The sequence below is a fragment of the Occallatibacter gabretensis genome, assembly GCF_001449115.1.
In the GTDB taxonomy this organism is placed as follows: Bacteria; Acidobacteriota; Terriglobia; order Terriglobales; family Acidobacteriaceae; genus Telmatobacter; species Telmatobacter gabretensis.
Window position 1 is genome coordinate 380,746 of sequence record NZ_LAIJ01000012.1, and the last position, 18,612, is coordinate 399,357.

An 18,612-nucleotide genomic window follows, 5' to 3' on the forward strand; every position below is an offset into this window, starting at 1 on the left:
TGTCGATCGCTTTCAATCAAAGAGCTATTTCGAGGTTCTGAAGAACTGATGCCCGCGATATTCGCGGCTCAGGCAAGCACGCCTGTTTGGGCGGCGGGTTCCGTGCGGGCGCCGGCGTGTCTGGCGGCATAAGAGAGGGAATCGGCGACGACCCAGGCGGCACCGATCATGGCGATATCGATGGCGTTGCCGGCCCAGTAGAAGTGGCCGTGCGGGTTGGCGACGAGGAAGGGAACCCAGACGAGGATTTCGAAGCAGAGGATTTCTGCCGTGAGCAGGCGTGAGGCGAGCGGCGCGAGGATTCCGCTGAGAATGGCCACGGCGGCGAGGAAGAAGCCGATGGTTGTTACATAAGCCCAGAAGAGCTGCGAGGGCGGGAGCCATTTGGGGATCCAAGCGAGCAGCCCGGGCATGGCAACAATATGGCCGATACCGAAGGAGATGGCGCAGAGGCCGTAGAGGCGGGCGAAGAGAGGCTCGCGGCGTGCGAGGGAAGAGCCTGTGAGTGAGAGCGATGCGATGAGGACTGAGCCGGCGATGACGAGGGAGAACTCTTCAAAGAAGTTGCCGATGGGATCGAAGACGCGGGGGTTCTCAAGGATTTTTGGCACCCAGAGAAGGGTGAAGACAGAGAAGACGATGGTGAGCGTGATGGCACCGATGCGGGCGGTGCGAGGCCAGAGAAGGGCGAGTCCGGCGGCGAGTTCGATGAGGGCCGTGAGATAAGCGAGTGGCGTGCGGATGGGAGCGCCGAGAACGACATGTTGCCAGGTGGCGGCAAAGTCGCCGGAGATGAGACCGAGAAGGCCAAGGAAGATGGCACCGGCGGCGTAGATATAAATGCCAAGATTGGATGCGAGGCTGCGGCTCTGCATGGTGGCGTGCTCCTGTTTCCGGGGGAAAGGCGCTGCGGACTGCGAGAGAAAGTCTAGTTGATGGACGATGTGAACGGATAGCGGTAAGCGTAAGCTGGTTCGATAAACTGGAAGCTGCCATGCCGGTTGAGATCGTTCTACAACAAAGCCCTGATGATGTTGCTCTCCGCGACAAGCGTGAGCAACTGGCGGCGATGCGCGGCAGGCTGTCGGAGCGGGAGCGTGAACTGGCGCAATTGCGTGCGCAGCTGAGAACTTTTGAAGGCCGGTACTTTCGGCAGGTTGGCACTCTCTATGCCGAGCTGGATGAGGTTGAGGCGCGGATTGCGGAACGTGAGGTGGATCTGTATGACTCGGACGCTGCGCGGCAACGGGCCGAGGAGGCGCGGCAGCGAGCGCAGGAGACACATGATGCTGCATTAGGCGAGGATGAACAAGAAGAGGAAGTGTTTGATCCCGCACCGAATCTGAAGGCGCTTTTCCGGGAGGTTGCGAAGCGGATTCATCCGGATTTTGCACGCGACGAGGCGGAACAGCAACACTTTACGCTGCTGATGGCGCGGGCAAATCAGGCGTATCGACGCGGTGACATGGAGACGCTGCAGCGTCTGATGGATGATTATCGCGAGGTAAGCGGCGCACTCGCCGGTGAAAGCACGGCAGCAGAGCTTTTGCGCGTTATGCGGCAGATTCAACATGCGGAGCGCGACATTGCGGCGCTGGATGCCGAACAGGAAGCGTTGCTCACGAGTGAGATTGCGCAACTGCATCTGGATGCGGAAGAGGCGACGCGCGAACATCGCGATCTGCTGATGGAGCTAGCGACAAAGGTGCGCGAGCAGGTTGCCGAGGCGCGGCGGCGGTTTGAGTTTGTGGACCGGCAGGTTACGGCGCATGGACGATAAAACTATAGGCGGGCTGCAGCACACGCCTTCGAGAAGTACGCTGTCGCTGCATTCGTCGCGGTCGGGGATGATTGCACGAGGACGACGGGATGCGGCGAGCGCGGCTTCCAATCCTGACTTCAGGCAGGGTGCGGCGGAGTATAAGGCGGGCGATTTTGCTGAGGCTGCGGCGAGCTTTCGGCGGTCCGCGGAGGAAGGGCACGCGGAGTCACAGTATATTTTGAGCACGATGTATGAGGCGGGGCAGGGCGTTGCGCGGGACGATACGCAGGCTGCCCATTGGGAGCGCAAGGCAGCAGATCAGGGACATGCTTATGCACAGGCTAATTTGAGTTTTCGCTACTACGCGGCGAACGATTTTGCGGAGGCTTTTACGTGGTGTCAGCGAGCGGCGTACAGCCAGCTGGCATGGGCGCAGTATAACCTTGGCCTGATGTATCGCAAAGGCGAGGGCGTGGCACAGAGCAATACGGAGGCTGCGCACTGGTATCGGCTGGCGGCGCAACAGGACTACGCTGAGGCGCAGCAGAAGCTGGGCGAGCTTTATTACTTTGGCACGGGCGTTCCGCATAGCTATGCGAAGGCTGCGGGGTGGTTTCTTAAAGCTGCTGAGAATGGCAATGCGGAGGCACAGTTTCAACTGGGGCATCTTTACGCTACAGGGCAGGGCGTGGAGCATGACTACCTGCAATACAGGCACTGGATTCGGCAGTCTGCGCTGCAAGGCCATGAACAGGCGCAGCGCGAGTTGAAGAAGCGTGAGTATCGAGATGCGTAAGGAAAGGGATCAGGGGTCAGAGATCAGGTTATTGAGAGGTGTGCGAAGTGGCTACTGTAAAGCTCTGGAGTGATGAAGAAGTAGCGGCGGTGCCCGCGGTGAAGGCGGTTTTTGAGGATATACGCACGACGCGCAAATCGGATTTTGTGAATAATTTCTGGCGGGCACTGGCGAATCAGCCGAGGCTTCTGGAGCGGACGTGGGCGAGTGTGAAGCAGGTGATGATAGAGCCGGGGACGCTTGATCCGCTGACGAAAGAGTTGATCTACATTGCGGTGTCGGCGGCGAACAGCTGCAGCTACTGCGTGCATTCGCACACGGCTGGAGCACGCGCGAAGGGTCTCACGGACGAACAGTATGCTGAGTTTCTGGCGGTGGTAGGGATGGCTGCAGAGACGAATACGCTGGCGAATTCGATGCAGATTCCTGTGGATCGGGAATTTCTGGTGGAGTAAGCAGACAGGTTTTTACTCAATGCTGGCGGCCGCAGCTACGTCTCCATTTGACCCAAATTCAGTCGACCCAAATTGAATACGGTTGCGGCCATGCTCTTTCGCCTGATAGAGCGCGCGGTCGGAGGCTTGGACAAGTGCGGCGGCTGAACCGCCTTCAAATGTGATGCAGGTTGCAATACCAACGCTGATGGTGATGATGTCACCCAAGGATGTTTTGTTGTTGAGCATCAATGCACCGACTTCGGACTGCATGCGGGCGGCAACCACTTCCGCGCCCTGACGGTCTGTATCCATCAATATGGCGGCAAACTCCTCTCCGCCATACCGCGCGAGCAGATCGCCGCTGCGCGTAAGGGCGCTCTGCAACGCAGCGGCCACTTTGATGAGGCATTCATCTCCATAGCGGTGACCGTACTGGTCGTTCAGATTCTTGAAGTAATCGATGTCGATCATCAGCAGCGAAAGTGAACTCTGCAAGCGCATCGCGCGGGCCCACTCGGCTGCCAGAATCTGGTCGAAGCAGCGGCGATTCGCGACGCCGGTGAGACTGTCGCGAAGAGAAATGACTTCAAGCTGATCCCGAGCCTGGCGCAACTCATACTGCGACCGTATGAGCCGGTTCTGCAGGAGGATCGAGCGCGCGCCGTAAACGAACAACGCGATGACGATTGCGGAAACCGCCCAACCAAAATGGGTGCGTGTTACCGCGATTCCGAATGCGAGAAGGGTATAGGTGTAAAGGATGGGGGATGCGTTGTCAATGAACGAGGTGAGCAGACTGCCCATGGGTGCCTTGGCTTCCGCAGGTTGCTGAGTCTGCGGAAGCAGCGCACATCCCGCTACCAGCAGGAATGGAAAAATGACCAACAGGTCATACATGCCTGTCTGTTCCTGGAGTGTAATGGTCACGTGGTTATAGAGGCCGGCGCAGAGCGTATAGGCCCACAGAAAAGCCGCGAGGATTTGATAGAAGCGGCGAGCCTCCGGGGCATTCGGGCGGCCCAGCAGTCTCAACGTGGCGAAGCCGGCAAAGGCAAAGTTTTCGATGTTGTAGGTGGCTTGCAGCAGGCTTGCGGAGATGGGCTTCGGAGCGTGATGCATGAACGGAAAGGTGGAGAAGAGTGTTACATAGACCAGGCAGGTGGTCATCACAACCTGCACTCCGTCGATCCAGGGGAAGAGTCCAATCTCCGGCCGGTCTGTGGGCAGTGAAATTGCCAACAGGATAGGGACGCCGTATAGCAAATAGAACAGATCGGAGGCGCCTGCATCGATCTGCATTGAATTCCGTGTCAGATCTTCCCACGCGGACAGTGAAAGCCCTACAGCCCAGAGAAACACCGCGGCTGAAAGCAAACTCCACAGAACGCGTACACGGGAGGAGCAGCGAATCGCTCTCCAGAAGCAGGCGAGGGCCGCAAACCATACAGCTACAAGTTGGAAGGGATAGGAGACGGCCATCTTATAGGGCCGCGTAAGAAAAAGACACAGGGCGAAGAGTAACAGGTAGCCTGCTACGATCCCGACGGAACGGGCTACATAGAATGATCTGTTCCGCATAACATAGCTTAACTTAAACTGAGCCGAAAGAGACCTTGATCTAAACCGGTGCGGATTTGTTGTGCGATGGATTTTGCGTCTGCGGCGTCATCGCTGATTTCGTGTTTCGGGAGGCCCTGGAACATTTTGTAGAAGTCACGATAGACGGCGTAGTCGGAGATTTTGCCTTCAGGCCTTGCGGCGGCACGCTGCTCGCAGGTTGCGAGGCTGGGCCGCACGATCACGAAATCGATGGGGATTTCCTTGAGGATTTTGCGGGCAGTGTCGAGGAATTCCAGGGGGAAGGAAAAGTCCAGGAGAACTTCATAGCCGCTGCGTGCCAGAGGCACGGAGGCTGCGGTGATGGAACGCATGAGTATGCGGAATCTTTCGTGCCGAGGCTTTGCGTCCGGTTTTATGAAGACCGGCCAGAAGAGATCGCCTTCGATATAGGAGAGCGGCGCGGGAGAGATGGCGATCAGTTCCCGCGCGATGGTGGTTTTACCTGCGCCGATGGGACCCGAGAGCATCACGACAGGCATTGCGAATCTCCTCGTTGGCCGATTTTATGACACTGTGACGAATCGTGTGTTGCATGCGTGCCAAGGCCGCGTGATTACTTATCGCGGCCCTGGTCGCGCAGAGTTTTGGAAAGGATGTTGAGGTTTCCGTCTGTCGGTGGAGGGTTGAGCCCGAGAATGTGCGCCATCCAGGGATAGAGGTTGACGTTTTCAAACGGAACGACCGTCTTGCCGCGTACGATGTCTGGTCCGGCGGCATAAAAGCTGGCCTTCATCTCCGGCATAACGTGCGGATCGAAGCCGTGCGCGCCGGGGATGGGCGGCGTATCGGGACGACCTGCCGGCGGTTCATGGGCGCGAATGGAGTAAGGGCCGGTGGCGATGACGACGGGATCGCCCTCGCGCGGATTCTGGTTGTAGTGGAGGCCGGCGGGCACATCTTTCTGCCGGTAGACGACAAACGAGGATGAGGCGTGCTTGAGCTGGTTGTAGACGCGGGCGCGGTCTTCTTCGGTTTTGCCGTAGAGAAGCGAGCCGACGGCCTCAAAGTTGGTGAGGTCGGCGAATTTATCGAGCGTGATCCATGGGCCTTCGATTTTGACCATGCCGTGGTCGCTGATGATGACGAGATCGATCGGCAGGCCGGTAGAATCGAGCGCGGCTTTCAGCTTGCCGATGAGGCCATCGACTTTATGGACGGCGGCGCGAGTTTCAGACGCGTCGGGGCCGTACATGTGGCCTTCGTGGTCGGGCTCGGAGTAGTAAATGGTGAGGAAGTGCGGGCGGTCTGCGACAGGGAGTTTGAGGAGCGCAACGGCATCGTCGATGCGGGCATTCTCAACGGTATCCGTGGCTTCGGTCTTGCCGTCAAAGGTGGCGTACCAGGTGGGACGATAGCCGGCAATCTTAGCTTCTGAGCCGGGCCAGAATAGACATGCAGTGCGCATACCCTGGCTTTCGGCGAGGCTCCACAAGGGAACGCCGGAGTACCAGCTTCCGTCGGTGACGGCCGGGATGTTGTTGATAGCGTAGCGGGCCTGTTTTTGTTCGTCGTAAAAGCTGTTGGCGACGAGGCCATGATGCTCGGGATAGAGGCCGGTAACGATGGTGTAGTGATTGGGGAAGGTGAGCGAAGGGAAGCTGGGCAACATGCCTTGTGGAGCCCAGACGCCTTGCTTGCCGAGTGCGAGGAGATTGGCTGCGCTATCGCGTTCCGCGTAGTCCCAGCGGAAGCCGTCAAGAGAGACCAGCACGAGATAATGCGCCTTTTGCGCTGCGGGTGAATTGGGCCCGTTGTCTGTATGTGTGAGCGGCAGCGCCGGGTTGAGATCCGGCTGCTGCGCGAGGGCGGCACCGCAGATGGCAAGGGCAAAAAAGGAAAGCAACAGCCGGGCAGTGGAACGAATTTGCATGCAAGTCTCCCGCATCAGGTTATCGCATGAGAGTGCGCGAGAAGGATGATGTGATCAGCGAAGACCATTCAGGGGTTCCGCGGCAGAAAGAAGCGAAAGACCGTTCCGGATGCGTCTTGTCGTGTGCTGCTGCGAACGCGGAGAGATCCGTGTTGACGAGATGCAATCTCTTTCGAGATCCAGAGGCCGAGGCCGTTTCCGCTGCTTCCTTTGGTGGTGAAGAACGGATCGAAGATGCGTCGAATCTTGTCTGCAGGAATGCCTGATCCGGTATCGGCCACGGTGAAGACAAAGCCGGGTTGCTGAGTCTCCCAGTTGCGCGAAACATGCGTGCGCACGAGGAGGCGTCCTCCTGATCCGTCCATGGCTTCAATAGCATTGCTGATCAGATTATTGAGAACCTGGCGAACGTCTCCTGTAAAACAGAGGATCGGCCCGCTTGGATCCTGACGCAACTCGGCGGCAATGTTTCCAGTTTTGAGGCGCCGTTCATGAACACTGAGGACCGTCTCAATGAGCTCGGAGGGATAAATTTGCTCTGGATTTGTCGATTGCTTGTGAAAGCGCAGCGTCTGATTTGTGATGATGGCTACGCGGCGAAGTTCGCGCTCCGCAGCTTCCACGAAGGACTGAACACTCTCGGGCGATTCCCCGTGTCCTGCGAGATAGAGCAGATTCGTCACTGCTTCCAGTGGATTGTTGATCTCATGGGCGATGGACGCGGCGAGTCTTCCGACGGCAGCCAGTTTTTCGCTCTGTATGAGCGCAGATTCCGCGCGTTTTAGATCGCTGATATCGCGGGCCTCCGGGACCATGTAGAGAACCGTGCCGTCCGGATCAAGGACAGGCGTGAGCGAAAAATCGAAGATGGCTACATCCCCGGAGGGCCTCGTGAGGGACAGTTCTGTGCGGGTGGCGTGTCCGGCGGCTGCGCGCTCCACAATCGTGCGCATCTGCTCGACCATTCCTTCTGTATGACGGAACCATGGACCGTTCCAGAATGACTGGCCAATGACCTCATCCCGGGAGATGTCGGCAAAAGTGAGCGAGGCGCGGTTGCAATCGAGAAGGAGACCTTCGCGATCGAGAATGCCGATGTATTCAAGGCTGGTGTTGTAGATGGAATTCAGGCGTTCCCGGCTCTCTCTCAAGACGCGCATGGCACGCCGCCGCTCCAGCACGCTGCGGAAGACGAGGACGACGCCTGAGAGCTCGCCCTTGGCGTCGAGAATCGGAGCCCCGCTATCGTCGATCGGGACTTCGCTCTCATCTTTGCGAATGAGCGAAGTGTGGTTTGCGAGAGCCACTACAGATTTGGTGCGCAAAACCTTTTCCACAGGGCTTTCTACGGTGACGCGAGTTTCTTCGTGAACTATCCGAAAGACTTCTGGAAAGGGAGTTCCAACAGCCTCTTTCTGTGTCCAGCCGGTGAGAACTTCGGCGGCCGGATTGAGCATTCGGATGCTGCCATCGGGCTCGCATACGATGACGCCATCTCCGATACTTTCAAGCGTGGTGCGAAGCGAGTCGCGCTGCGTTTCAGCATCGGTCAACTGCTGCTGGAAGGCGGCGGTGATCTCACGATAGAGTCTTGTTCCGTACCAGAACACAAGGATTCCGAGGACCATGACGCTGCCTACGATGATGATGGGCAGGCGTTTGAGCATGCTGGTCAGCGCAGCGCGAGTCTGGTCTCGGATGGCGAGCTGAGACGCATTGAGCCTGGAGAACTCCTGGCGGAGATTGTCCATCGTCGCCTTTTCACGCTGGAGGAGCTGGGCCCGGTCCTGGCCGATGAGACGACTATCAAGCAGTTGCTTATTGATCGCGTTGAAGCTGCGCACACTGTCGGTGATATAGGCGACCTGCTTCGAGAGCGAATCGTCGGAGGCGGCTAAGTCTTTGAGAGCAGACAATTCGCTATCCTGACGGGTCATTCCGTCCAGGTAGGGCTGAAGTAACAAAGTATCCTGCGAGGCCAGATAACCGCGTAATCCGGTCTCTTCGTCGATGAGACTCTTCTGGATGAGATTGCTCTGGAGCAATAGGGACGTGGCCCGCGCGCCGATAAGGCGCTGCTCTGCGATCGATCGGATCTCAAGGCCGATGATTACAAGAAAGGCACAGCAGCACAGGATGGGCAATGCAGCAAAGCGGAGCAGAAGTTTTCGGAATGAGAGCTCAGTCATTGCATTTTCCAGGCGGTTTTCCGGCTCCAGCATCGCGCCTGTGTATTGCGAACAGTAGATGAGTGATTACAGCAAGGGCAACAAGAGATTTCAACAGGTTCATCAGAAGATCAACGCCTCTACCCGCAATGAAACAAGCCATTTTGATTTCCGGGAAAATCCGTGGTGTGACGCACAATTGCGATAAGTGTAAACTGCCGAGCGCGCTTAGCGGGAGTCGGAAAGAACGCCCTTCTGCGTGTCCCGGAGCATCTGGATGGCTTGCTTGTAGTCGAGTGAGGCGGGGACCGGGGCGAAGTGGGTTTGGTCCTCTGTGGTGTCGAAGATCTTGGTCTTGAAGAACAGCCGGCCGCTCATCTTCATCTGAAAATGCGTGATGCGCCAGACACCGCCGCCGACGTCGGCCTGATCGATGGCTATGTAGCCGCCTTTGTAGAGCCGGCCGAGGACTCCCCAGCCGAAGTCCACATCGCTCTGCAGATGCCCTTCAAGATGCGTGGCGCGCTGGTGTACGGAATCGATCCAGATTTCGCCGGTCATCTGAGTGAGGACCGTGGTTTCGAGATCAGGCGGATTGAATTTGGGATTGGGAGTGAAGGTATAGCGCTCGACTGTGACTCCGGCGGCTGTGGTTTGCGGTCCTGCGTCCTGATAGAGAAAGGCCTGGGGCAGCACGCGGAGGACCTTCATGGCGCGCGCGGTGTCGGCGTCTTCCGATTGCTTGCGGTGCTGCTGCTTTGCTAGATCGGAGAGGAGGGTGTCGATGCGTGCCTGCTCCTTCTGTGCGTCGTCGGCGGAGAGAGGCGCGTCGTTGACGGAGACGAGCAAGGCGACGAGGCCATTTCTGGTCTCGGCAATGTGCTTGGTAGTGGTGAGGCGGGGGCTGGATTTTCGGAGTTGATACTGCATGGGGTGGGAGGCATCCTGCGTGGCGGAGAGCTCGTTTTGCAGAGCACGCTCGACGGAATCGGCGCTGATTTGCTGTGTGGGGGTTTGCGGCGGGCAGGCCAAAGCCATGGGAGCAACAAGCGTAATCCCGGTCAGCACGGCCAAAAATTTACGCATCGCGTCTCGAATCTGGCTCCAAAGGCATCTGGTGAAGCGAAATAGCAGTCTTTCTTATATTGCGCGAATTTGAGTGGCGCGCCTACTGGTTAGACTCTAAATTGCCGGGGTAGTTTCGGGCTTTTGCCGGAGGGTGCATGCGGTTGCCGGAATGGGAATTGCGCTGGTGAGGGGAAAATGCTGCCGCCATGAGATTTCCTTCATCCACGGCTGCGCGTAAACCGGCTACACTGGTGCTAAGTTTTACCAATTGAGACCCGAAGGGACTTGAATATGGCCATGGATACTACTCCGGCGCGCCTGGGCAAAAGCATTGTGGTTCGCGGCGAGGTGAAGGGCGCTGAGGATTTGACGATTGACGGTCGGGTGGAAGGCACGGTGCAGCTTGGGGACAACCGGCTGACGATTGGACCGAATGCAAACGTGGCTGCTGACCTGGTGGCTCGGGATGTGCTGGTGATGGGCCAGGTTCAGGGAAATATTCTTGCAACTGGGCGGGTGGAGCTGCGCGCGGGCTGCATGGTGGAGGGCGATGTGCGTGCGCTTCGGCTGGCGATTGAAGATAATGCCGGGTTCCATGGAAAAGTGGATCTGACGCAGGGCACCGGAAAGGCGGCTGCGACGCCTGCGGGCGCGGCGGCCGAGAGCGCGCCGGTTCCAACGCAGGCGAGCCTAAAGATTTAGCCCTAACAATCTTGCAAACGTCTGACTCTTAGCTTGTCTCCTGACACGCAGCGCTTTGTGCGCCGCGGAGGACTCTTAAATTCATGTTGCGCTGGTTGGATAAACGTCATGGGAACCAGGCCGCCACTCCGAGCCGGGGAGTGACTGGCCCGAAGGTGGGCCGGCACTCAGGCGGGTGGACGGCTCTGCGGAAGCGGCTGGAGGCCGAGCCGGGGCTGCGTGTGCTGGATACGGGATTTACTTCGCCTACGAATATCAATTACCTGACGAACCTGGGCCATAGCGTGTACATGGCCGACCTGGTGCATGATGCTTGCACGGGCGACTGGAAGCGCGGCGAGGACGAGGATGGCAAGCCGGTGTATGACGTGAACGGCTTTCTGGATTCCAGCCTGAGCTTTTCCGAGAAGAAGTTCGACATTGTGCTGCTGTGGACGACGCTGGATTATCTACCCGAGGCGCTGGTGGCTGCGGTAGTGCAACGGCTGGCGGATGTGATGAATCCGGGCGGGAGTGTGCTGGCGCTCTTTCACACGCGGATGCAAGGCGAAGAGACGGTGCATTGCCGGTTCCATGTGACTCCGGGAGATGACGTGGAGATGCAGCTGGCGGAACAGTTTCCGATTCAGCGGGTGTTTACGAACCGGAGTATTGAGAAGCTGTTTGCGGGATGGAGCGGCCATCGGCAATTTCTGGCGAAGGATAGTCTTTCTGAAGTCATTATGACGCGCTGAAGCGCGTCGAGGGACATAGGGACAAGGGACTAGGTAATACATAAAAGGCAAAGACTATAGATATCCCACCTTGGCGGCAAAATAAGCACGCCGCCAAGGTGGGGTCCCCGTTAGTTATGACGAAAATGGCAGCCAGGGCTGGGGTGAAACGGGCGTGATTGTCTGCCTGGCGAAGGCTTCGCCGAACTGGGTACGCTCGCCGAGTTTGAATTCGCGGCGGATGGATTCGACGAGTTCTGAAACGCGCTTGCGGTATTCGGTGGATACGAATGCGTTCTGGCCGTAGCGCTGCTGGTAGCTCTTTTCAAGAGCGGGAAAATTTTCACGGACAAATTGGAAGAAGACAGGCAGCGAGCAGGGCTTGAGGAAGAGTGCGTTTGCATGGAGGAAGTTTGCTCCGGCTTCTGCGGCTGCGCTTGCTACGGCGGAGATGGAGGAGCGCGAGTCAGTGATTCCGGGCATGAGCGGTGAACACATGACGCCGGCGCGGAGGCCGGCTTTGCGAAGCTGCGCGACAGCGTGCATACGCATGTCAGGGCGGGGTGCGCGGGGCTCAAGGGTGCGGGCCAGGCGCGCGTCCATGGTGGTGATGGTGATGTGGATGCCAAGCTGATTGCGGCGGGCTACGGCCTTAAGGAGCTCCAGATCGCGGAGTACCAAGGCTGACTTGGTGATGAGGCCGAGGCGGAAGCCGCCGACTTCAGCGAATACCTCAAAAATTGAGCGCGTGATGCGCTGGCGGCGTTCGAGGGGCTGGTAGGGATCTGTGGCAGTGCCGATGCCGATGACGGTGCCGGGCTTGAGGCTTCGGAGATCCTGGCGGAGGACCCAGGCGGCGTTTTCCTTGAAGTAGATCTTGCGCTCGAATTCCTCTGGATCGCGCATTTCGAGGAATTCGTGGGTGTAACGGGCGTAGCAGTAGCGGCAGCCGAACTCGCAGCCTCGATAGGGGTTGATGGCGTGGGAGAACGGCGTGCCGCGTTTTGAGACGACCTTGCTGACGATGGAACGGGAGCGCAGGGGACGGTATTCGGTGAGGCAGCCTGTATCAGCGAGCGGGGCTGCGGCAGCGGTGCGGGCGAGGGGCGTTATGCGTGGGGCTGGCTCTGGTTGGCCGAGGATGGTGAAGAGGGAGTTTGTAAAGCTATTGTCAATTTTCGCCATATATTCGCCTTTTGAGTTACGGTACGCTTGCGCGCATCCGGCGTCAAGGGCCATTCTGTAAGGGTTTGATTTGAGTTGATTTTGTAATTTCTATACAGGAGATAAAGATGGCTTCCTCAAAGGCAGTGAAGATTACGTGGCTAGGCCATGCAACGGTGCTGGTGGAAACGGCGAAGGGTACGACGGTGCTGATCGATCCGTTTATTGAGCACAACCCTAAATATCCGAAGGGCTTCGCGTTACCGGAGAAGATTGATTACGTGCTATTGACGCATGGGCACGGGGATCATGTTGGCGATGCAGCGCCGCTGGCGAAGAAGACGGGCGCGACCGTGGTTGCGATGGTGGAGCTGGCAGAGTTTATTTCAAAGCAGGGCGTGGAAAAGACAATTGGCATGAATCTGGGCGGAACGGTGCAACTGGGCGATGTGGCGGCGACGATGGTAGAGGCGAAGCACTCGTCGGGGGCGCAGGACAGCACGGGCACGCATTATGTGGGAGTGGCTGCGGGCTTTGTGCTGACGCCGGAGGACGGGCCGGCGCTGTACCACGCGGGCGATACGACGGTGTTTGGCGACATGCGATTGATTGGAGAGCTTTACCAGCCGGAGATTGCGATGCTGCCGATTGGCGGGCACTATACGATGGGGCCGCGGGAGGCGGCGGTGGCGGTGCAATATCTGGGTGCCAGGACGATTCTGCCGATCCACTGGGGGACTTGGCCGCTATTGGCCGGCACGCCGAAGGAACTGGCGGGATATGTAGCTCCGGGTGTGGATGTGGTGGAGTGGGAGCCGGGGGATTCGTTTTAAGGACGAATGACGAATGACGAAGGACGATAAACAGGCCAAGCTTTGTGCTTGGCCTGCTTTACTTGATGGCTATTGCGCGGGGCGCGGGTGTGTGGTGGTGCTGGCTTCTGTGAGGCCGAGAGACCACTTGATGGCTTCGAAGTACATGGTGCGGATCTGTGGGTCGTCCCAGGCTTCGACTGTATGGCCTAGCGTGGAGTAGAAGACGTGGCCTTTGCCGTACATCTTGGTCCAGGCGACTGCGAAGTCGTGATCGGCACGGTGGACGCGGGGGTTGTTGTTGTAGTCAAGCTTCGCAGGATCGAGGCTTAGGAGGACGTTCACCTTATCGCGCGACCATGCCTTGGGCTGGTAGATCTCATCGTGTTTGGTGAAGGTTTTGGGGAACTGATGGACGATGGGTGAATCCGGTGCTTCGTTGATGATGGGTGCGTCGAAGGTCATCCACGGGTGCTGATCGAACCATCCGCCGATCATTTCTCCGTACTCGGGCCAGGTGTAGTTGGTGTCGAGCGCGGCGTGGATGCCGACAAAGCCTTTGCCTTCATCGTGGATGGCGGAGAGCATGTCGGCGCGCTGGTCGGGATCGGTGAGGATTTCGCCGGTGGTGCTGGCGAAGACAATGGCGTCGAAGTAATCGAGATTCTTAGCGTTATTGCCGAGCTTCTTTTTGGTGAGGAGCTCGGTGTCGGTACGGAGGGTGGCGTCCCAAAGGCCGCTCTGCTTGCCCATGTTGTAGATGGCAGCCATGGCGGAGGACACGGAGTCGTGCTCGAAGCCCTTGGTGTCGCCGATGACGAGGATGTGCTTGATATGTTGGGGGGCTGGCTGGGCCAATGTGGGTAGGGTGAAGGCAAATGCTATGAGGGAGAACAACAGACAACGACGGGAGCTAGACACGCGGTGCACCTCGAAATGATTTCCGGAAAGAAGTGTACAGCGTGAGGCGCAGAGAAAAGAAAAAGCCCCGCGGACTGAGTCCGGCGGGGCTTTTGTTTGCTTGTAGGATTTAGAAACTGCTGTCGCGGCCATCGGAGAGGATGCTGGGTTCTTCCGGGGCGCGCAGGCGAACCAAGCGGTCGACGGCGTAGGGCGAGCGCTGCTGCGTAGTGTAGTAGTGGCGCACCTGCAGTTCGCCGAGGAGGCCGATAGCCAGCATCTGGATGCCGGCAACGATGAGCACGCCGGCGATGACGAAGAGCGGGCCGTGTGCGTCCATGACGTTCTGATGCGGGCTCATGATCTTCATGCCCAACAGCAGGAACGAGAAGAAGCTGCCGAGGAGAATACCCAGCGCACCAAAGGCTCCGAAGAAGTGCAGCGGGCGGCTCATATATTGGAGCAGGAAGCGAATGGTGAGCAGGTCAAAGAAGACGCGGAAGGTGCGTCCGATGCCGTAGTGGCTCTTGCCGCGAAGACGATTGACGTTCTTGATGGGAACTTCGCAGATGGAGGCTCCATACCAGCTTGCCAGCGCGGGGATGAAGCGGTGCATCTCGCCGTAGAGCGGAATGTTCTGGATGACTTCGCGGCGATAGGCCTTGAAGGTAGTGCCGAAGTCGTGAATGTCTACGCCGGAGAGCTTGGCCATGAGCCAGTTGGCGATGCGCGAGGGAATGCGGCGCATGATGAAGTTGTCGATGCGCTTCTCGCGCCAGCCGGAGACAACGTCGTAGCCTTCTTCGAGTTTCTCGAGGAAGTTGGGGATCTCGTTGGGATCGTGCTGAAGGTCGCCGTCCATGGAGAGAATGAATTCGCCCGATGCGTGATCGAAGCCCGCTGCGAGAGCCGGGGTCTGGCCGAAGTTGCGGCGCAGTTTGACGACGAGCACACGGCTGTCGACGGCGGCAATCTCTTCAAGCAGCTTGTAGGTTCGATCGCTGGAGCCGTCATCGATGAGGACCAGCTCAAAGCTGTCTCCGACCTGCTCCATGACTTGCTTGAGGCGGGCGTACAGTGCGGTTACGTTCTCTTCTTCATTGTGAAACGGGACGACGATGGAATACTTCGGCATATTGGTAGTATAGATGCCGCAGAACTTGAAAAGTTAATGGAAAAACAAAGAGTTATAAGGGCGAAGTAAGAGAGGAATCAAGAGTTAAAAGGCTTGAAAAGTGACTTTATCAATAGATCTCATCCGGCAAGTTCATCCAGCATTGCCTGCATCTCACTGAGCGCATGGCGGTTCCCGGAGCGTGCGGCGCAGTTGATGCCTTCTTTGAGGCGGATGATGGCCTCGTCGTTGCGGCCGGCTTTGGAGAGTGTCTGCGCCGCCATGAAGTAACCGGCGGTGTAATCGGGATCGCCCTCAAGGAGCTGATTGAACTCGACTACGGAAGCGTCGACCTCGCCGCGGCTGGCCAGTTCGACAGCAATGCCGTAGCGCGCAAAGCTGTTCTTCGGGTCCAGAGCAAGGATTTCTTTTAATCCCGCAATCTTGTCAGTGGTACTCATGAAGGAATCTTAGGTGTCCTGCTGGGGGGATTTGCGTAAATCAGCGCGATTGCCGAAACTGGATATGAACTTCATATTGAATTCGGCCCCCGCCTGAATCATTGTAGCTGTTCAGGAGCGTTTGCGGGTTAACACCGAAGTTTCGATTTCCGCATGCATAAGTCACCAGGCGGGAAGTAACGGAGAAGGCAAGAGATGAGCAGCATAGAAAATCAACACAATGCCCGTTTTGTTTCCGAATCGCAGTCGGAGATGACGGAGATTATTCTGCCCAACGACACGAACACGCTGGGCAATTTGCTGGGCGGGCGGCTGATGCACTTTATCGACCTTACCGGCGCTATGGCTGCGTACCGGCATTCGCGTACGCACGTGGTGACGGCTGCGATGGATCACATTGATTTCATCCATCCGGTACATGTGGGCGATCTGTTGATTCTGAAAGCCAGCGTGAATCGCGCCTTTCGCACATCGGTGGAGGTGGGTGTGAAGGCGTGGGTAGAGAACACTTTTACAGGCACTCGGCTGCACGTGGCTAGCGCATACCTGGTGTTTGTAGCGATTGATACAAATGGTCGCAGGGTTGTGGTTCCGGAAGTAAAGACTGCAACAGGTGATGAGGAACGGCGCTACGCGGATGCGCAACTACGGCGCGAGCATCGTGAGGCCGAAGCCGCACGGCGGAAGGCGGGACGCAAGGCTACGGCTGCGTTAGCGAATGCAGCGAATTGAAATTGCGCGCATCGAAAGAATGATTCGGGCTAAGGCCCGTCAGAAGCAAGACAAGGAGTATTCAAAATGGCACATGGTCACGCCATGCCTGCGCCCGCATCGATTCCGGGCGTTTCTAAAATCATTGCAGTAGGCTCCGGCAAGGGTGGAGTGGGAAAGACCACGGTAGCTGTAAACCTGGCGCTGGCGCTGAGCCGGCTGGGGCAGCGCGTGGGTTTGATTGACGCGGATATTTATGGGCCGAATGTGCCGCTGATGATGGGTTCGAGCCAGCAGCCGCGGGTGACGGAAGGGAACATTATTGTTCCGAATCTTACGCACGGGATCAAGACGATTTCGATTGGGTACATTTCGCCGGGCGATAAGCCGATGGTGATGCGCGGACCGATGCTGCACCAGATTATCCGGCAGTTTCTACAGCAGGTGGAGTGGGGTGAGCTGGACTATTTGATTATCGATCTGCCGCCGGGCACGGGTGATGTTGTGATTTCACTGGTGCAGACTGTTCCGCTGACAGGGGCCGTAGTGGTGTCGACACCAAGCGATGTGAGCCTGCAGGATGCGCGCAAAGCGCTGGAGATGTTTGCGCAGGTGAATGTGGAGGTGCTGGGCATTGTGGAGAACATGAGCCACTTTACCTGTCCGCATTGCAGCGAGGTGATCGACATATTTTCAAAGGGCGGCGCTGAGCGCATGGCGCAGCAGTTTGGAATTCCATTCCTCGGATCGATTGAATTGATTCCCGCGATCCGCGAGGGAGGCGACAAGGGATTGCCGATTACGCTGGCAGGTCCAAAGAGCCCGGCGGCTGCGGCGTTTTATGAAGCTGCGGGGAAGCTGCAGGAGCGCGCTGAAGCAGCGGCAGTGAAGAACACGGATGTGATTGAGATCAGCTAGTGACTGGTAGAAGTGGAAAGGCCGCTCGGTGAATGCCGGGCGGCCTGTTTTATTTATTGATTTTTTAATTTTTGTTTTATCTCCAGTGTCCTTCCTGCAGGACGTATCCGCCGTTGCGATGGACCCAGCGATGGGCAACCCAATGTTGCCCGGCATGAGGGGGACGGTCATAGCGACCGGGAACCCAAACGTAGCGACCACCGTCCCAGCGGTGATAGCCCGCAATCCATTCATATCCCGGGCCCGGACGCGGACCGGGGTGTTCCACCACCGCAACCGGCGGGGCGACGCGCACAACAACCTGCGCAATGGCGGCAGCAGGCAGCAGGCTCAATCCGAGCAAAGCTGCAAGAACGAATTTTTTCACGAATACATCCTCCCTTATTTATGGAGATAGAGAATCTACTACTGGTTGTTCGAACGCCAAAAAGAGAAATTAGTTGCTCTGAAATTCTCAGCGGCAGAGTGGACGTGCATACTGAGTGTGCGGTGGCTGGAGGGCAGTGATGGCCGCGAAATCCCATGTGAGATGAGATGCCATGCCATGTAATCCCGAAGAGTTGCGACATGTGCCGTTGTTTGAGCTGCTGGATAACGATGAGGCGGCGGTTCTGGCCGCACAGGTAGAGATACGGAAATTTGCGCCGAGGCAGCGCATTTTCAAGACGGGTGAGGCGGGCGAGCACGGCTACGTGGTGTTGAGCGGCAAGGTGCGTGTGTATGCCTCGGACGAAGATCAGCAGGAAGTTGTGCTGGATGAGCCTGAGCATGGAGATTTCTTCGGCTTTGCTTCTATGCTGCAGCAGACGGCGCATCAGACCTCCGCGATGGCGTTGGATGAGAGCGTGTGCCTGGAGATTGGCCGGGATGACCTGATGACATTGCTGACGAAGCGTCCACTGGCAGGCCTGGACATGCTGACGATGCAGGCGCGGCAGTTTCACGCGTCGCAGAGGCTGGTGCAGAGCAGAGCGAATCGCGATCCGAACGAGATGATCGAGGAGCAGGAAACATGGGGCGAGCGCGTCGCGGATTCGGTGGCGGGCTTTGGCGGCTCGTGGAGATTCATTATCTCGTTTCTGATGGGATTGGTGGTTTATTCGATCATTAATGTTGTACTGAAAACCCGCGCATGGGATCCGTATCCGTTCATTCTGCTGAATCTGATTCTTTCCATGCTGGCTGCAATACAGGCACCGGTGATCATGATGAGCCAGAACAGGACGGATAAAAAGGACAGGCTCAGAAGCGAGCTGGATTTTGAGGTGAACCGGCGCGCGGAGACGGAGATTCAGGCGCTTTCCAACAGGCTGAGCCTGTTGACGGACAAGGTGGAGGATGTGGCGGAATTATTGAGAAAAGACGGTACGCAGAAGGGATGAGCAGCGAGGTACTA

20 protein-coding genes are annotated in these 18,612 nt (G+C 57.7%); 9 read left to right on the forward strand and 11 right to left on the reverse strand.

Annotated features, from left to right (window positions below):
* Positions 1–68 precede the first annotated feature (68 nt).
* Positions 69–875 carry a hypothetical protein gene (locus tag VO84_RS20825; protein WP_058189696.1) on the reverse strand — a complete coding sequence of 269 codons (807 nt, stop codon included), beginning with the start codon at positions 873–875 and terminating at the stop codon, positions 69–71.
* Between the two features lie 119 nt (positions 876–994).
* Between VO84_RS20825 and VO84_RS20830 the strand changes: the two genes are divergently transcribed.
* Genes VO84_RS20830 through VO84_RS20840 form a run of 3 tightly spaced genes read left to right on the forward strand, consistent with a single transcriptional unit; the run spans position 995 to position 3,013 of the window.
* Entirely contained in the window at positions 995–1,780 is a 786-nt protein-coding gene (locus VO84_RS20830; protein WP_058189697.1) for a coiled-coil domain-containing protein, read from the forward strand.
* Positions 1,770–2,558: a tetratricopeptide repeat protein gene (locus VO84_RS20835; protein WP_058189698.1), complete on the forward strand. Its 789-nt coding sequence runs from the start codon at positions 1,770–1,772 to the stop codon at positions 2,556–2,558. Before VO84_RS20830 ends, VO84_RS20835 begins: the two co-directional genes overlap by 11 nt.
* Before the next feature lie 47 nt (positions 2,559–2,605).
* Positions 2,606–3,013 carry a carboxymuconolactone decarboxylase family protein gene (locus tag VO84_RS20840; RefSeq protein ID WP_058189924.1) on the forward strand — a complete coding sequence of 136 codons (408 nt, stop codon included), beginning with the start codon at positions 2,606–2,608 and terminating at the stop codon, positions 3,011–3,013.
* A 12-nt stretch (positions 3,014–3,025) separates the two neighbouring features.
* On the opposite strand, the gene VO84_RS20845 is transcribed toward VO84_RS20840, so the two are convergent.
* From VO84_RS20845 to VO84_RS20865, 5 genes are all read right to left on the reverse strand, one after another.
* Entirely contained in the window at positions 3,026–4,573 is a 1,548-nt protein-coding gene (locus VO84_RS20845) for a diguanylate cyclase (protein WP_082662246.1), read from the reverse strand.
* A gap of 8 nt (positions 4,574–4,581) precedes the next feature.
* Positions 4,582–5,094 (reverse strand): AAA family ATPase, encoded by a 513-nt coding sequence (locus tag VO84_RS20850; protein ID WP_058189700.1) that lies wholly within the window; start codon positions 5,092–5,094, stop codon positions 4,582–4,584.
* A 74-nt stretch (positions 5,095–5,168) separates the two neighbouring features.
* The gene (locus VO84_RS20855) at positions 5,169–6,485 is read right to left on the reverse strand and encodes an alkaline phosphatase family protein (protein ID WP_058189701.1); all 1,317 of its coding nucleotides are present in this window, start codon (positions 6,483–6,485) and stop codon (positions 5,169–5,171) included.
* A 68-nt stretch (positions 6,486–6,553) separates the two neighbouring features.
* Positions 6,554–8,674, reverse strand: a complete 2,121-nt coding sequence (locus VO84_RS20860; protein ID WP_197414146.1) for a PAS domain S-box protein — start codon at positions 8,672–8,674, stop codon at positions 6,554–6,556.
* 207 nt (positions 8,675–8,881) lie between these two features.
* Positions 8,882–9,739, reverse strand: a complete 858-nt coding sequence (locus tag VO84_RS20865) for a hypothetical protein (protein WP_058189703.1) — start codon at positions 9,737–9,739, stop codon at positions 8,882–8,884.
* Positions 9,740–10,018: 279 nt separating this feature from the next.
* Between VO84_RS20865 and VO84_RS20870 the strand changes: the two genes are divergently transcribed.
* A complete protein-coding gene (locus tag VO84_RS20870) occupies positions 10,019–10,423 on the forward strand; it encodes a bactofilin family protein (protein ID WP_231738127.1) in 405 nt (134 codons plus the stop codon).
* Between the two features lie 83 nt (positions 10,424–10,506).
* A complete protein-coding gene (locus VO84_RS20875) occupies positions 10,507–11,157 on the forward strand; it encodes a class I SAM-dependent methyltransferase (RefSeq protein WP_058189705.1) in 651 nt (216 codons plus the stop codon).
* Between the two features lie 114 nt (positions 11,158–11,271).
* On the opposite strand, the gene VO84_RS20880 is transcribed toward VO84_RS20875, so the two are convergent.
* Entirely contained in the window at positions 11,272–12,321 is a 1,050-nt protein-coding gene (locus VO84_RS20880; RefSeq protein WP_058189706.1) for an SPL family radical SAM protein, read from the reverse strand.
* 107 nt (positions 12,322–12,428) lie between these two features.
* Between VO84_RS20880 and VO84_RS20885 the strand changes: the two genes are divergently transcribed.
* Complete coding sequence (locus VO84_RS20885; protein ID WP_058189707.1) at positions 12,429–13,133, forward strand: metal-dependent hydrolase; 705 nt, start codon at positions 12,429–12,431, stop codon at positions 13,131–13,133.
* 69 nt (positions 13,134–13,202) lie between these two features.
* Here the strand turns inward: VO84_RS20885 and VO84_RS20890 are convergent, their stop codons facing one another.
* The 3 genes from VO84_RS20890 to VO84_RS20900 all read right to left on the reverse strand — a co-directional run bounded on the left by VO84_RS20890 (position 13,203) and on the right by VO84_RS20900 (position 15,587).
* Positions 13,203–13,970, reverse strand: coding sequence for a ThuA domain-containing protein (locus tag VO84_RS20890; RefSeq protein ID WP_231738129.1), 768 nt, complete (start codon positions 13,968–13,970; stop codon positions 13,203–13,205).
* 172 nt (positions 13,971–14,142) lie between these two features.
* Positions 14,143–15,147: a glycosyltransferase family 2 protein gene (locus tag VO84_RS20895; RefSeq protein WP_058189708.1), complete on the reverse strand. Its 1,005-nt coding sequence runs from the start codon at positions 15,145–15,147 to the stop codon at positions 14,143–14,145.
* A 119-nt stretch (positions 15,148–15,266) separates the two neighbouring features.
* Positions 15,267–15,587: a tetratricopeptide repeat protein gene (locus VO84_RS20900; protein ID WP_058189709.1), complete on the reverse strand. Its 321-nt coding sequence runs from the start codon at positions 15,585–15,587 to the stop codon at positions 15,267–15,269.
* 195 nt (positions 15,588–15,782) lie between these two features.
* Here VO84_RS20900 and VO84_RS20905 point away from each other — a divergent pair, with 195 nt between their 5' ends.
* Positions 15,783–16,319, forward strand: a complete 537-nt coding sequence (locus VO84_RS20905; protein ID WP_058189710.1) for an acyl-CoA thioesterase — start codon at positions 15,783–15,785, stop codon at positions 16,317–16,319.
* 66 nt (positions 16,320–16,385) lie between these two features.
* The gene (locus tag VO84_RS20910; RefSeq protein ID WP_058189711.1) at positions 16,386–17,216 is read left to right on the forward strand and encodes an Mrp/NBP35 family ATP-binding protein; all 831 of its coding nucleotides are present in this window, start codon (positions 16,386–16,388) and stop codon (positions 17,214–17,216) included.
* A gap of 76 nt (positions 17,217–17,292) precedes the next feature.
* Here the strand turns inward: VO84_RS20910 and VO84_RS20915 are convergent, their stop codons facing one another.
* Positions 17,293–17,583: a YXWGXW repeat-containing protein gene (locus VO84_RS20915; RefSeq protein ID WP_157440039.1), complete on the reverse strand. Its 291-nt coding sequence runs from the start codon at positions 17,581–17,583 to the stop codon at positions 17,293–17,295.
* A gap of 172 nt (positions 17,584–17,755) precedes the next feature.
* On the opposite strand from VO84_RS20915, the gene VO84_RS20920 reads away from it, so the two are divergent.
* The gene (locus VO84_RS20920; RefSeq protein ID WP_058189713.1) at positions 17,756–18,598 is read left to right on the forward strand and encodes a DUF1003 domain-containing protein; all 843 of its coding nucleotides are present in this window, start codon (positions 17,756–17,758) and stop codon (positions 18,596–18,598) included.
* Positions 18,599–18,612: the final 14 nt, after the last annotated feature.